The 13,481-nt window shown below is 70.1% G+C and carries 7 protein-coding genes; 6 read left to right on the plus strand and 1 reads right to left on the minus strand.

The window, feature by feature from the left end; genetic code table 11:
- Positions 1-158 precede the first annotated feature (158 nt).
- Positions 159-3,356: a beta-propeller domain-containing protein gene (locus tag WME85_RS09550; protein ID WP_437837275.1), complete on the minus strand. Its 3,198-nt coding sequence runs from the start codon at positions 3,354-3,356 to the stop codon at positions 159-161.
- Between the two features lie 317 nt (positions 3,357-3,673).
- On the opposite strand from WME85_RS09550, the gene WME85_RS09555 reads away from it, so the two are divergent.
- The 6 genes from WME85_RS09555 (at position 3,674) to WME85_RS09580 (ending at position 13,377) form a co-directional block, all read left to right on the plus strand.
- Positions 3,674-5,605, plus strand: a complete 1,932-nt coding sequence (locus tag WME85_RS09555; protein ID WP_437837277.1) for a D-glucuronyl C5-epimerase family protein — start codon at positions 3,674-3,676, stop codon at positions 5,603-5,605.
- Between the two features lie 163 nt (positions 5,606-5,768).
- Positions 5,769-7,055, plus strand: a complete 1,287-nt coding sequence (locus WME85_RS09560) for an FIST signal transduction protein (RefSeq protein ID WP_437837279.1) — start codon at positions 5,769-5,771, stop codon at positions 7,053-7,055.
- Positions 7,056-7,096: 41 nt separating this feature from the next.
- Positions 7,097-7,486 (plus strand): tautomerase family protein, encoded by a 390-nt coding sequence (locus WME85_RS09565; RefSeq protein ID WP_437837281.1) that lies wholly within the window; start codon positions 7,097-7,099, stop codon positions 7,484-7,486.
- Positions 7,487-7,499: 13 nt separating this feature from the next.
- Positions 7,500-8,162: a hypothetical protein gene (locus WME85_RS09570; protein WP_437837283.1), complete on the plus strand. Its 663-nt coding sequence runs from the start codon at positions 7,500-7,502 to the stop codon at positions 8,160-8,162.
- Positions 8,159-8,971 carry a nitrilase-related carbon-nitrogen hydrolase gene (locus WME85_RS09575; RefSeq protein WP_437837285.1) on the plus strand — a complete coding sequence of 271 codons (813 nt, stop codon included), beginning with the start codon at positions 8,159-8,161 and terminating at the stop codon, positions 8,969-8,971. Before WME85_RS09570 ends, WME85_RS09575 begins: the two co-directional genes overlap by 4 nt.
- 1,034 nt (positions 8,972-10,005) lie before the next feature.
- Positions 10,006-13,377, plus strand: a complete 3,372-nt coding sequence (locus tag WME85_RS09580; protein ID WP_437837287.1) for a glycosyl hydrolase 115 family protein — start codon at positions 10,006-10,008, stop codon at positions 13,375-13,377.
- The last annotated feature ends 104 nt before the right edge of the window (positions 13,378-13,481 follow it).

Below are 13,481 nucleotides of genomic sequence, written 5' to 3' on the forward strand. Positions count from 1 at the left end.
GCCAGCAGGATAGCGCGCGGCGCCCGCGGCGCTGGCCTGGAGATCGGGCGATGAGAGGACGGTCGACGAGCTCTGCAGGCCTGTCGGCGCCTGTTGGCTGGAGCGCCGCGGTGCGCCGGGCGGCGCGGGGAGGGGAGGGAGGGAGAAGGCGCCGCGCGCTACGGGAGGAGGTTCGAGACGTCGAGATCGAGCTGGTGGATGCCGAACCGCTCCGCGGTGACAAGGACCTCGTCCCGCGCCCGGTCGACCAGGATCTCGGGGCGCCACGCGCCCGTGAAGAACGCCTGCGCCACGGGCTGGCGCGGGTCCTCGTAATCGACCATCAGCTGGCCGCTATACACGTCGAAGAAGGCGCGGCGCTCGGCGGCGAACGGCACGAGCGACATCCAGCGATCGATCGGCGTCTCCGAGACCACGTCGAACCCGGTCGTCGAGATCGTGTCGCCCGGCCTCAGGATCGCGAGGCTGCCAGACTCGTAGCCGTAGCTCCACCGCCAGTACGTCGGCCACCTCCGCTCGCCGTACGTCATGAGGGCCCGCTGGTGCTGGTCGATGACGATGGTGTCGTCGATCGCCTTGCCGGCGAGCACCTGGTAGTTGTTCAGGTGCGCGAGCCCGCCGTGCAGCGTCGATCGCGCGATCGCCGGCTCGATGAAGTAGCTCCCCCACACCCTGTCGCGCGTGAACACCTTCGCGCCGCGGATCGCGAGGGCCTCGCCGGGGACGTTGATCGGCGGGCCGAGGGCGGGCGCGCCGGGGCGGGACAGGTCGACGCGCCGGAGGAAGTAGCGCGCGTGCGGGCGCGGGTCGTCAGGCACCGTGGCGGGCAGCTTGACCGACACGTAGAGGTCGCCCTCGTGCGCCAGCGTGCTCACGGCGTCCTCCTCGGCCGGAAGCGCGAGCGGGGGCGCCAGGGCCGGGTGATCCGGGTCCGAGAGGTCGACCACGTGGACGGTCATCTGCCTGAGCTGGCGGCTCGCTTCGCCTTCGAAGCAATACGACTCGAGCAGCCCGTCGAGCGCGGCCTCGTCGACGACGGGGGCGCACGCGTCCTCGGCGCCGAGCCGCGTCGTGCACTCGGCGAACCCGCCCGAGCAGTACTCCGGCTCGCCGTCGAGGGACTGGCAGGTGCGCTGCCCCGTATAGTACGTGCAGCCGTCCAGCCCCCAGCAGGAGTCGTCGCTGCGGCTGTACGTGACGTACGACTCGCATTGTTCGACCGACCCGACAACGGTCCAGGAGTCGGTCTTGCGCGCGAACGTGAGCGACCTGTTCGTGACGTGGAACCGCGCCGGAGCGTAGTAATAATAGTCGTCGTAATAGTCGTAGGTCGGGGGCAGGTCCGTCGTGACGAGCTGCCCCGCCGCGCGCGGTCGCAGCGGGTCCGAGAGGTCGAACACGACGATCGTGGTCTCGTGGCTGGGCCAGCTCACGAACCTGGACGTCACGACGGCGAGCAGGTCGTCGCCGACCTTGTAATAGCTCGCGTCCGGCGCCACCGGGAAGCTCGCCAGCGGCGTCGCGACCGCGGCCACGTCCGCCGCGGCGACGACCTCCGCCCGGGCCAGCTGGCCCTCCTCGCGCTCCCACGACTCCTGCTCGGGGCTGCGGATGCGCACGCGGTATTCGCCGTACCCGAGGATCGCGCTGTAGCGGGGCGCGAGGTCGAGCTCGCCGAGCTTCTCCGGCTCGTCGAGGTCGCGCTGGTCGTACAGGCTGAGCTGCGTCTCCGACACGTTCGCCGCGGTGTCCGGGCCGGCGCGGAACGAGCGGCGCACGGGGGAGGCGTGCTTCATCACGCCGCGGCGGGTCAGGGTCGTGCCCGAGAACGTGAAGATCTGCACGGCCGACTCGTACGTCCACCGATCGCCCGTCACGCTGTAGCCCGAGAACGGCAGGAGCACGAGGCCGGTCTCGGCCTCACCCGTCGGCGCCGCCACGTTCACCGCGCCGTCGAGCACGGTGAACGCGCGGTGATCCCAGCTGGCCTCCGACCAGTTCCATCCGCCCTCGCTGCCGGCGACCTCGGCGCGCGCGATCATCGGGCTCGGGTTGGTCAGGTCGGTGATGTCGTACAGGCTCGCCGCCAGCCTGCGCCCCCCGCCCTCGTCGTTCACGCCGATCCCGATGAGGCGGGTCGCGCCGAGCACCGGGCGGAGGAAGTCGTTCCAGCCGGAGACGATGAACTCGCTCTTCTCCTCGACGTTCCCGTCGGGATCGATCGAGAAAGCGTGGAACGGGTCCGTGCGCCTGTAGGTGACGGCGAACGCCCGGTCGTCGAGGAAGACAGCGCCGTAGAGCGACTGTCCCTCACCGAAGTCCTCCTCGTCGATCGGCGTGAGGTTGTCGGGATCCGAGGCGTCCCACGTCTGCAGGTGGCTCGCCCCGCCGCCCCACTGCGGGCCGGAGAAGACGCGCAGCGTCTCGTCGCGGAAGTCCATGTGGAACTGCGAGCGCACGTAGCCGTCCACGGTGACCGTGTCCCGCAGCGTCATGAAGCCGTCGATGCTCGAGACGTCGACGATCGACACCTGGCTGTTCTCGTCGTCCCAGCCCTCGGGGCCGCGCGCCACGAGCAGGACGTCCTTCTCTCCGTGGATGCCGGTCACGTACCCGCCGAGGTCGAGCTGGCTGCGCTCGACGAGCGCGCCCTGGGTCACGTCGAAGCTCTTGACCACCGCCTCGTTGTGATACTCGTATTCGCCGTTCCCCAGCTCGACCCACCCCCAGTTGGTGCTGGCCACGTAGAGAGCGTCCCGGGTCGCGCCGTTCGCGTACCGGCTCGTCTGGATGTACCCCGGCACGTCGAGCTGCGACAGCAGCACGGGCGCGTTCCGGTTTCCGATGTCGATGAGCAGGACCGCCCCGCCCGCGCGGCGCTCCATCGTGAGGCTGCCCGGCGTGGCGCGGAACCCGACCCAGTCGTTCAGCAGCACGATCGCGCGGTCGCCGTCGACGTACATCTCGACAGGAGTCCCGGAGACCGGCAGCTGACCGATCATCGCCGGGCTCTCCGGATCGTGGATATCGATGACCTGGAGTCCCCGGTAGGTGTTGAGGTTCAGGAGGTGCCCGTCCCCGAGGACCCGATAGATGTCGCCCTCTTCGAGCTCGCGCTCCTCCTCTTCTTCCTCTTCCTCCTCCTCTTCTTCCTCCTCCTCCTCCTCTTCGCCGTAGAACACCGTGGGCAGATCGTCCGCCGACACGAACGATGTCGTCCTGCCCAGGGGATCGCCGAACTCGGCCGTTTCCTCCGCGAGCGCGCCTTCGTCCTCGGTGCACCCCGGGCCGACCGCGAGGAGCGCCACCCCGAGCCAGCATGTCAACGCTGCGCCGCGCCGTGTTAAGAAGCTCATTCCACCACCCGGCTCCTTTCCCTCAGGCCTGATAAGAGAGCGAGAGTGGTTTGTATCGCCACCGCGTGCTTCCGGCGCAAGGGAGAAATAGCCCGAGTACATCGAGGATCCGCGCCGTCGTGCGCCTGTCACACGCGGCCGCGTACGTGCAAGACACGCACGGCGGCGCGTACACACGGCGACGATGTGAGCCGCCGCCGCGCGGCGGTCGCGGGCGCGCGCGCCTCGCGTCCGCCGGGCCGCGCGCCCCGTTCGGCCTTGCGGAGCCTCGGAGTTGCTGATACGCGTCGAAATCGCTGCTTCCGGGGTACTTATCCATGCCGTCTGCACGCGCTCTCACCCTCGCAACCCTGGCGGCGCTGGCCGCTATTTCCTCGGCGATCACGACCGGGTGCGACAGCCGCAAGCCCGGCGAGGAGGCCGCTGTCGGCAAGCCCGCCGCCTCCGCTCCGGCCGCGACGACGAGCGCCAGCGCTCCGGAGGCCCGGAAGGGCGCCTCGACCCCGGGCGACGACCGCTTCGCCGCCCAGATTGCGGCGAATCTGTCCCAGGTGCCCGACCCGGCGATCCAGCTCCCGGAGGGCGCGAGCGCCGAGCTCGACAATGGCACCTTCCGCGACCGCACCATCGCCTTTGTCCGCCAGGTGGCCGCGGGCGCCGACAGGGTGACGTGCGATCTGCCCCTGTCCTCGAAGCGCCCCTTCCGCGCCCTCGTGATGGGCTTTCAGGAAGGCAAGCGGATCGCCCGCGGGGACGCGTCGGACGCGGGGCTCTGCGTCGCGCTCAAGGAAGCCACGCGCCGGGCCGTCGCCGCGGCGGGCGGCGCGCGCGAGGCGCTCGCCGGCGCGCGGCTCGTCGTCGATCTGCCGGATCACCACGAGTCAGTGCTCGAGAGCGTCGAGGGCAAGCGCAAGGGCGTCGAGCTCATCGAGGGGCTCGTGCCGGTCCGCTCCCTCGACAAGGCGCTCCTCACGAAGCGCATCGAGGACGGCAAGGGCTATCTCCTGCGCGTCATCGACCCGCAGCAAAAGGGGGTTCACAAGTACTATCACGCCCCCGCCGACCGGTTCGAGAACGAGCTCCACACGATCTACACCGCGTCCACGGCGCTGACGCTGCTGAAGCTGCACGCCTACAAGCCGGACGAGCGGCTGCTCCGCCAGGCGACCGAGGCCGCCGGCTTCATGATGGGCATGCAGAGCCACGACGAGCAAGATCGCACGGCCGGCGGCTTCTTCTATTCGTTCGACCTGGAGCGCAAGCGGCCCGAGCGCCGGCTCGTCGTCGGCACCGCGTCCAAGTCGATCTTCACGCTGATCGAGCTCCACGGCGTGACGAAGGACAAGAAGTACCTCGAGTCCGCCGTGCGCGCGGCCGACTGGCTGATCGCGATGCAGCGGCCCGACGGCAGCGTGCGCTCGGCCCTGAGCGGGCAGGACGGCGGCGCGTGGAAGGTCCAGGGCAAGGAGTCGATGCTCTACACGGGCCAGGTCCTCTCCGCGCTGTCGCGCACCTACCGGGCCACGAACAACAAGAAGTACCTCGACGCCGCGGGGCAGACCGGGGACTTCCTCCTCGCCAAGATCGCAAAGAAGGGCTGCTTCCTCGGCGATGACTACCGGAAGCCCAACCCGATCTCGAGCTCGTGGGCCGTCCTTTCGCTGCTCGATTTCGCCAAGGCGAGCGGCGACCCGCGCTTCGAGCAGGCCGTGTTCCGCTGCGCCGACGACCTCGTGAAGCGGCAGTGGCGCAGGCCCGAGGACGCCTACCGCTACGGCCGCTGGCAGCGGTCGCTGTCGAGCAGCGGGACCGGGTGGCTCGCCGAGGTGATGTCGGAGGTTTACCACCACTGCCGACAGAAGAGCATGGATGGCTGCGATCGGTACAAGGACGCGGTGGTCGCCGCGATCCGGCTCTTGCTGCAATACACCTACGGGCCCGAGAACTCGTTCGTGGTGAAGAACCCGCAGGTGGCCGCCGGCGGCGTGTTCTGGAGCGTCAGGGATCGCTACGTGCGCACCGACTCGGTGTGCCACGCGATGAACGCGTACCTCAACATGATCGGCGAGCTCGGCGACGGCCCGCTGCTCGCGCTGCCCGAGCGGCCCCTCGCCGAGCGGATGGCGCTCGCCGCGGAGGCGACGAGCGCGGGCGCGCCGGACGCAGGGCCCTCCGAGGAGGACGGCGAGGACGGCGAGGAGCCCGCGGCGGGGCGCTCCGGGCCGAAGGGCGACGATCCGGACGACTGAGGGGGAGAGGCCTCGACGAGCGAAGCGCTGGAGACGCGGTGGATCGGGTCTGCCGAGGTGCCCACTCCTGCGGTCGAATCCGGCCGGGGCCGGCGCGGGTTCGTGTATATGGATCGGGCGTGATCGACCCGACCGGGGGGGCACCGCAGGAGGCAAGAGGCCGATGCACAACAACGACGCGAACACGGTGGGCGGAGCTTCTTCCGGCGCGAATGCCGGGGCGGGCGGCGCGAGGGCTGAGACGACAGGCGTGGCGGGCACGATGAAGATGGCCACCGCGTCCTCCACGGCGGGCTCGGCGGACGCCGCGTTCGCCGAGGCCATGTCCGCGCTCCGCGCGAGCCTGGGCCGGGAGCCTGACCACGTCTTCCTGAGCTACACCGACGCCTACGATATCGATGAGCTCGCGCGCGCCACGGCGGCGCTCCCGGTGTCCGTGCGCGTCCACGGATCGAGCTCCTGCCTCTCGGTGATGACCGCGGCTGGGATCCACGGCGCAGGGGGCCCTGGCCTGGCGCTGTTCGGCATCGCGGACGCGCAGGGCGCCTATGGCGCGGCGGCCGAGCCGATCGGCGAGTCGCCGCGCGCGGCGGCCGCGCGCGCCGCGCGCGCCGCGATGGAGGACGCCGGACGGGAGGGCAAGCCGCCGGCGCTGTTCTGGTTGACCGCGCCGCTCGGGGTGGAGGAGCAGATCCTCCTCGGGATCGAGGACGCCGTCGGGCCTGACGTGCCGGTGTTCGGCGGCTCTTCCGCGGCGAACTCGCTCGATGGCGTGCTGTCGCAGGTCGAGCGCGGGAAGGCGCACCGCGGCGCGGTGCTCCTGTCGGCCTTGTACCCGTCGGGCGAGATCGCCCATGCGTTCAGCTCCGGCTACGCCCCGACCGAGCACCGCGGCTGGGTCACCCGCTCGGAGGGGCGGCGGGTGCCGGAGATCGACGGGCTCCCGGCGGCGGAGGTCTACAACCGCTGGGCTGACGGCCTGTTCTCCGCGCAGCTCGGCGGCGGCTCCATCGGGGCGGAGAGCTCGCTCCGCCCGCTGGGCCGGCCATCCGGCTGGGCCGGCAAGGTCCCGCAGTACCTGCTCATCCACCCGAACACGGTGGACAAGGACAACGCGCTGACCTTCGGCGTGCACATCAACGAGGGGGACGAGCTCGTGCTCATGACCGGCTCGAGGGAGGGCCTGCTCGACCGCATCCAGTCCGTGGCGGGCGCCGCGCTGGAGGCCGCGCGGCCCTCGTTCCAGCCGCAGGGCGCGCTGGTGATCTTCTGCGCCGGGTGCATGCTCGCGGTGCGCGACGACATCGAGCGCGTGGTCAAGGGCATGGCCGCCGCGCTGGGGCCGACGCCGTTCCTGGGCACGTTCTCGTTCGGTGAACAGGGCTGCTTCGTCCGGGGCAAGAACCAGCACGCGAATCTGTCCATCTCCGTCGTCCTGTTCGGGCAGTAGCGCCGCCCATCGAGCTGCGCGCCGCTGCAGGAGAAACCCCGATGTCTCAGGTGAAGATCTACGGAATCAAGGACAGGCTCAACCCGGTGAAGGAGACCCTGTCGAAGGTGATCCACGACTGCGTCATGGAGGCGCTAGGGCTCCCGCAGGACAAGCGGGCGCACCGCTTCTTCCCGATGGAGCGCGAGGACATGCTGGCGCCGGGCGGGCGCACCGACGCCTACACGATCATCGAGATCTCGATGATGACCGGGCGCAGCGTCGAGACGAAGAAGAAGCTCGTGCGGCTCCTGTTCGACAGGATCCGGGACGAGGTGGGTATCGACCACCAGGACATCGAGATCTGTATCTCGGAGTCGCCGCCCCACGACTGGGGGTTCCGCGGCATGCACGGCGACGAGGTCAAGCTGAACTACAAGGTCAACATCTAGCCTCGCGCGCCACATGCCTGCGGCAGACCTCCCGACTCGGCTCTCGCCCGAGCAGGCCAGCGCGCTCTGGGCGCGCCAGGCGGCCTTGCAGGCCGAGGCCTCGGAGGTGCTCGCGCAGCTCGATCTCCTCGCCTGTGCGTCGCGCCTCGGCGTCCCGGAGCAGATCGGCAGCGCGGCCTCCGGGCTCATGGTCTGGCGCGACCTCGACCTCGGCGTCCGCTGCCGGGCGCCCGGCTCGCGCGAGGTGCTCACGGCGCTCCTGCCGGCGCTGGCGCACCCGGGCGTCCTGGAGGTCCACTACCGCGAGGAGACAGGGGAGCGCAGCCCCTCGGGGCGGCCAGAGGATCAGCGTCACTATCTCGTGCTGCGCTACCGCGCGCCCGCGGGACATGCCTGGAAGGTCGATATCTCCGTGTGGCAGTCGGACGCCCCGCGCACGCAGCTCGACGCGACGCGGCGCCTGCGCGACCTCGATCCCGAGCTCCGGCTGGCCATCCTCTGGATCAAGGACGTGTGGTCGCGCCGCCCCGAGTACCCCGAGCAGATCGGCGGCGTGGACATCTATGCGGCCGTGGTGGAGCACGGCGCGCGGACGCCCGCGGACTTCCACGCTCACCTGGAGGCGCGGAGCTCCGCTGCCGAGCGCGGGAGACCGCCGGAGGCGCTGACCCCATGAGGATCGCCGTGCTCCAGGCCCACGCCGTCCCTGGGCAGGTGGGCGAGAACCTCGCGCGCATCGCCGGCGCGGCGCGGCGCGCCGCCGCGGCCGGCGCTGCGCTGCTGGTCACCCCGGAGCTCTTCACGACAGGCTATGCGCCCGCGCTGGTGCCCGGAATCCTGCGGGAGACCTCGCCCGAGGACATCGTCCGGCGGCTCGCGGAGGTCGCGGCGAGCTGCGGCGTCGCGCTGGTCGCCAGCGCGCCCGAGCGCGCCGGCGATGGCCGTCTCTTCATCTGCGCGCACCTCCTCGACGGCTCCGGGGCGCTGCTCGCGACCTACCGCAAGACGCACCTGTACGGCCCGGGCGAAGCGGCGGTCTTCACCCCCGGTCCGGGCGAGCTGCCCGTCGTGGAGCTGCACGGCGTCCGGATCGGACTCTTGATCTGCTACGACGTCGAGTTCCCGGAGGCGGTGCGCGGCGTGGCGATGCGCGGGGCCGATCTCGTCTGCGCACCGACGGCGCTCATGGAGCCTTTTGGCGTGGTGGCGCGCACGCTCCCGCCAGCGCGCGCGCTGGAGAGCCAGGTTTACCTCGCCTATGCCAACCACTGCGGGCGCGAGGGAGACGTCGACCTCTGCGGGAACAGCGTCATCGCCGGCCCCGACGGCGCGGTCCTCGCGAGCGCCGCCGCCGCTGGCGAGGACCTGCTCGTCGCCGACATCGATCTCGACCTCCTGCGCGCCTCGCGCGCGGTGAACCCCTATCTGCGGGATCGCCGCCCCGAGGTGTATGCACGGTGGGAGCACGCCGCCCGCGAGCCGTAGCCAGCCGAGCGGCGCCCCGCGTGCCCGCGGGTCTGCCCGGATCGCCCTCGCTCCACCCCGGCCCTCACGCCGTTCCGGGAGCTTCGCCGCCGCCGGGGGATCATCGTTGGCGGCGGGTCACGCGCGGCTTCCCGCCCCCCGGTCACCGGGTGTAATATAGCGGCGCATGCGTCGCACCTTTCCCGCTCCGCTTCCTTCCGCCTTCCTCGACGCTGCCGGTTGCTCCCCCAGCGTTGACCCAGGCGGAGGTTCCGGACCGACCAGCGCGGCCGCGGGCGGAGCCGGTGGCGACGCCAGCACCGCCGAAGGCGGGGAGGGGGGAAGGGACAGCAAAACCATTCGAGGATGTCAAGGCCGAATCACCACGTCCGCCTCGGGTGATCGAAGATCCCTTGTGCGATCCACCGACCCCCCTGGAGAGGCGACGGGCTATCGATAACCCTCATCCGCGCATCCACGAGGGCGCCCCTCACTCCACATCTCGCGCGCCGAGATCATGCTCGGGAATGACGAGCACCCGAGCAGGCGAGGCGGGAAATGCCGGCCGCAAGGCCGAGCGGCGCAGCGCCCTTCGGGGCGACGCGTCGGCGCGTTACAGGCCGATGCGTCGCAGGCTTCGAGCTCCTCACGAGTCGTCGAAGATCGCGAGACGTGCGCTCTGAGCTCGAGCGATGAGGGTTGTCCCGCTTACGTGCGATCGAACGTCATCGCGTGATCGGATCGCCCTTCCGCGGGAATCATAACAACGCTTAGATCTCGATCGACCCCGTTCACTCGGATGGGATCGACGGTCGATGCGTCTGGCAGAATTTTCCAGCCGCGGTCGACGGCGCCCGTTGCGCCGTCGACCACCACGGACCGGACCACCGCAGGCGCACGTCTTTCGAGGGACTTCGACAATCGCACAGGAGCGGCCGGCCTCAGCGCCGATGTCACGGCCGGCGCCCAGCGCGGGCGACCGCGACACCGGTCAGCCGCATCAACGAGGAAACACCGTTATGAGCTACGCACGCATTGCCATCAGGAAGGGTCGGATGAGATCCTCGCTACTCTGCTTGTTGCTTCCGCTGTCGCTCGCCACGTTCCCCGCCTGCGGGGACGACGAGGCGGCGGGCGAGCCGGGGCCGCAGGGCGAGCCGGGGCCGCAGGGCGAGCCGGGCCAGGCCGGGCCGCCGGGGGAGAAGGGCGAGCCCGGCGCTCCGGGGGAGAAGGGCGAGCCGGGCGACTCGGCGACAGGTGCGGTCGAGCCGGGCAAGTACGTCTCGACGGAGGGGGGCGCGGGCCGCTTCCCCCTGGCCGTGAACGGCAAGGTTCCTCCGCTGGTCGTCAGCTCCACCGACCACGACGGCGTGGTCCGCGTCGTGAACGACCTCGCGGCGGACATCGCGCGGGTGACCGACGTCACGCCGGAGGTCGTCGAAGACGAGATCCCCGAGGGGGCGACCGAGGTGATCCTGGTCGGGACGCTGGGCAAGAGCCCGCTCATCGATCAGCTGGAGGAGTCCGGGAAGCTCGACGTGTCGGGTGTGACCGGCAAGTGGGAGACCTTCGTCACGCAGATCGTCGAGGCCCCGGCCGAGGGCGTGAGCCGAGCGCTCGTGATCGCCGGCAGCGACCAGCGCGGCGCCATCTACGGCGCGTACGATCTCTCCGCGCAGATCGGCGTCTCGCCCCTGTACTGGTGGGATGACGTCCCGGCCCAGAAGAAGCACGCGCTGTACGTGCTGCCCGGGCTCCACACGCAGGGCGAGCCCGCGGTGAAGTTCCGCGGCTTCTTCGTCAACGACGAGAACCCCGCGACGGGCAACTGGGCCGCCAAGATGTTCGGGCCGGGCAAGGCGCCGGGCTTCCCGGGCGGGCTCAATCACCTCTACTGGGAGAAGGTCTTCGAGGCCGCGCTCCGCATGAAGGCGAACTACATCTGGCCCGCCGTGTGGGGCCGGGCGTTCGCGGAGGACGACCCCGAGAACCACAAGACCGCCTCGCGCTACGGCATCGTGATGGGGACCTCTCACGAGGCCCCGATGCTGCAGGGCATCGAGGAGTGGAACCGCCACGTGGTCCCGGAGGTGAAGGACGCGGCCGGCAACGTCGTCACCCCCAAGACGGATCCGTACGGCGGCACCGGCGACTGGCGCTTCTCGGTGAACTCCGAGGCGCTGAAGGCGCACTGGACCAAGGGCATCGAGCGGATGGTCGACCAGAACATCGAGGGCGTGGTCACGCTCGGCATGCGCGGCCCCGGCGACGTCAGCCTGCCCCCGGAGGACGGCATTCCGCTCATGGAGGAGATCATCGCCTCCCAGCGGGAGATCCTCGCCGATGTGACGGGCCAGGATGTGACGCAGATCCCTCAGGTCTGGACGCTGTACAAGGAGATCCAGGGCTACTGGGACGCCGGCATCCGCGTGCCGGATGACGTCACGGTGGTCTGGGCCGACGACAACTGGGGCAACATGAAGCGCCTGCCCAAGCCCGGTGAGCAGCGGGAAGGCGGTTATGGCCTCTACTACCACTTCGATTACGTCGGCGGCGGCCGTAACTACAAGTGGGTCGACACGACGCTCCTGCCCAACGTCTGGGAGCAGCTCCACCTCGCTTACAGCTACGGCGTGAATCGGCTCTGGGTGGTCAACGTCGGGGACTTCAAGAACGAGGAGCTCCCGCTCCAGTTCTTCCTGGACTACGCCTGGAACCCGGAGCGCTGGCCGATCGAGCGCCTCGGCGAGTGGGAGCGGCAGTGGACCGAGCAGCAGTTCGGCTCGGAGCACGCGGACGTCATCGCCGACATCCTGCACGGCTACTCGCTGCTTCAGTCGGATCGCAAGCCGGAGCTGACGAACCGGAAGATCACGGTCGATTACGACCTCCTGGTCAGCCAGCCCACGACCAGTGTGCCGGATCCCGACACCGCCGCCGTCACGTACGACGACAGCGCCAGCCCGTTCAGCCTCACGAGCTACCGTGAGCTCGAGCAGGTCGTGGAGGAGTGGGAGGCGCTGGCCGAGCAGGCGGAGTTCGCGGGCAAGCTGCTGCCGCACGAGGCCCAGGACGCGTACTTCCAGCTCGTGCTCTACGAGGTGAAGGCGACCGCCAACCTGTACGCGCTGCGCCTGGCAGGGTTCAAGAACCGGCTCTACGCGGCGCAGGGGCGAGCCGCGACCAACGACCTTGCGTCCATCGCGGAGGCGCGGCTCCAGGACGACCTGGCGCTCGCGTACTACTACAATCACGAGCTCTCCGACGGAAAATGGGAGGGCTTCCAGACGCAGCCGCACATCGGCTACGGCGCGCCGGGGAACCCGTCCTGGCAGCAGCCGGAGTACCAGTACAACAACATCCAGGAGTTCATCTGGCCCGAGCTCGTCTCGCTCGACGTCCCCGCAGCTGCGGAGCTCGGCGTGGCGATCGACGGCTCGAGCAACTACTGGACGGCGGCCGGAGCGGGCGACGCGAGCGACGAGGAGGCCGTGCTGCCGACGTTCAGCCCGTACCAGACCCAGCCCGAGCAGTACATCGAGGTGTTCAACCGCGGCAGCGAGCCGCTCGAGTACACGATCGACGCCGCGCTCCCGGTGGAGTGCCCCTCGGGTTGGGCCGCGAACACGCCGTGCCCGTCGTGGCTGACCATCTACCCGAGCCACGGCACCGTCGACAAGGAGGTCCGCGCGACGGTGAGGGTCGACTGGACGCTCGCTCCCACGACGTACCCCGACCCCGAGAACCCGTCGCAGTGGCTGCCGCTGGAGTTCCCGCTCGAGATCCCGATCACGGTCCAGGCCTCGGACGGCAGCTCGGTGGTGGTCACGGCGCGGGTCGACGACCCGAGGAAGATCGCCTGGAAGCCCAATCAGTTCATCGAGGCCAACGGCTACGTGTCGATGGAGGCGGAGCACTACAGCCGCGCGGTCGACACGGATGACGTCTCGTGGAAGCGGCTCCCGGACATCGGCCGCACCGGCGCGGGGGTGACGCCGTTCCCGGTGACCGCCGAGGCCCAGGAGCCCGGCGGCGACTCGCCTCGCCTCGAGTACGACATGCACCTCACCAGCAGCGGCGAGGTCACGGTCTGGGTGTACGTCTCGCCCAGGAACAACTTCCAGAACTGGGCCGAGGGGATGCAGTACGGTGTGTCGATCGACAACGGCGAGATCGAGACCGTCAACATGAGCTACGCCGTCGAGCTCAACGGCAACGGCAACAAGATCTGGGAGAGGCACACCTCGGACAACGTCAACATCATGCGCACCAAGCACACGATCTCCCAGCCGGGTGACCACACGCTGAAGTTCTGGATGGTCCATCCGGGCGTGATCCTGCAGAAGATCGTCGTGGACGCGGGTGGCGTGGAGGAGAGCTACCTCGGTCCGCCCGAGAGCTACTGGATGGGCAAGGGCCTGGAATAGCCCGGAGTCCTCGGTAGCCGATCAGAGGGCCCGCCGCGCACGAGCTGCGCGGCGGGCTCTCGCCGTTTGTGCGTCCCGCACGGGGCCGGCGCCTGCTGCTCCAG

It is taken from the genome of Sorangium sp. So ce1153, from assembly GCF_051521595.1.
In the GTDB taxonomy this organism is placed as follows: domain Bacteria; phylum Myxococcota_A; class Polyangia; order Polyangiales; family Polyangiaceae; genus Sorangium.

Coding starts and splice junctions, on each gene's coding strand:
- WME85_RS09555 (WP_437837277.1), top strand. CDS start 3,674: ATGCCGTCTGCACGCGCTCTCACCCTCGCAACCCTGGCGGCGCTGGCC.
- WME85_RS09550 (WP_437837275.1), bottom strand. CDS start 3,356: ATGAGCTTCTTAACACGGCGCGGCGCAGCGTTGACATGCTGGCTCGGG.
- WME85_RS09570 (WP_437837283.1), top strand. CDS start 7,500: ATGCCTGCGGCAGACCTCCCGACTCGGCTCTCGCCCGAGCAGGCCAGC.
- WME85_RS09575 (WP_437837285.1), top strand. CDS start 8,159: ATGAGGATCGCCGTGCTCCAGGCCCACGCCGTCCCTGGGCAGGTGGGC.
- WME85_RS09565 (WP_437837281.1), top strand. CDS start 7,097: ATGTCTCAGGTGAAGATCTACGGAATCAAGGACAGGCTCAACCCGGTG.
- WME85_RS09560 (WP_437837279.1), top strand. CDS start 5,769: ATGCACAACAACGACGCGAACACGGTGGGCGGAGCTTCTTCCGGCGCG.
- WME85_RS09580 (WP_437837287.1), top strand. CDS start 10,006: ATGAGATCCTCGCTACTCTGCTTGTTGCTTCCGCTGTCGCTCGCCACG.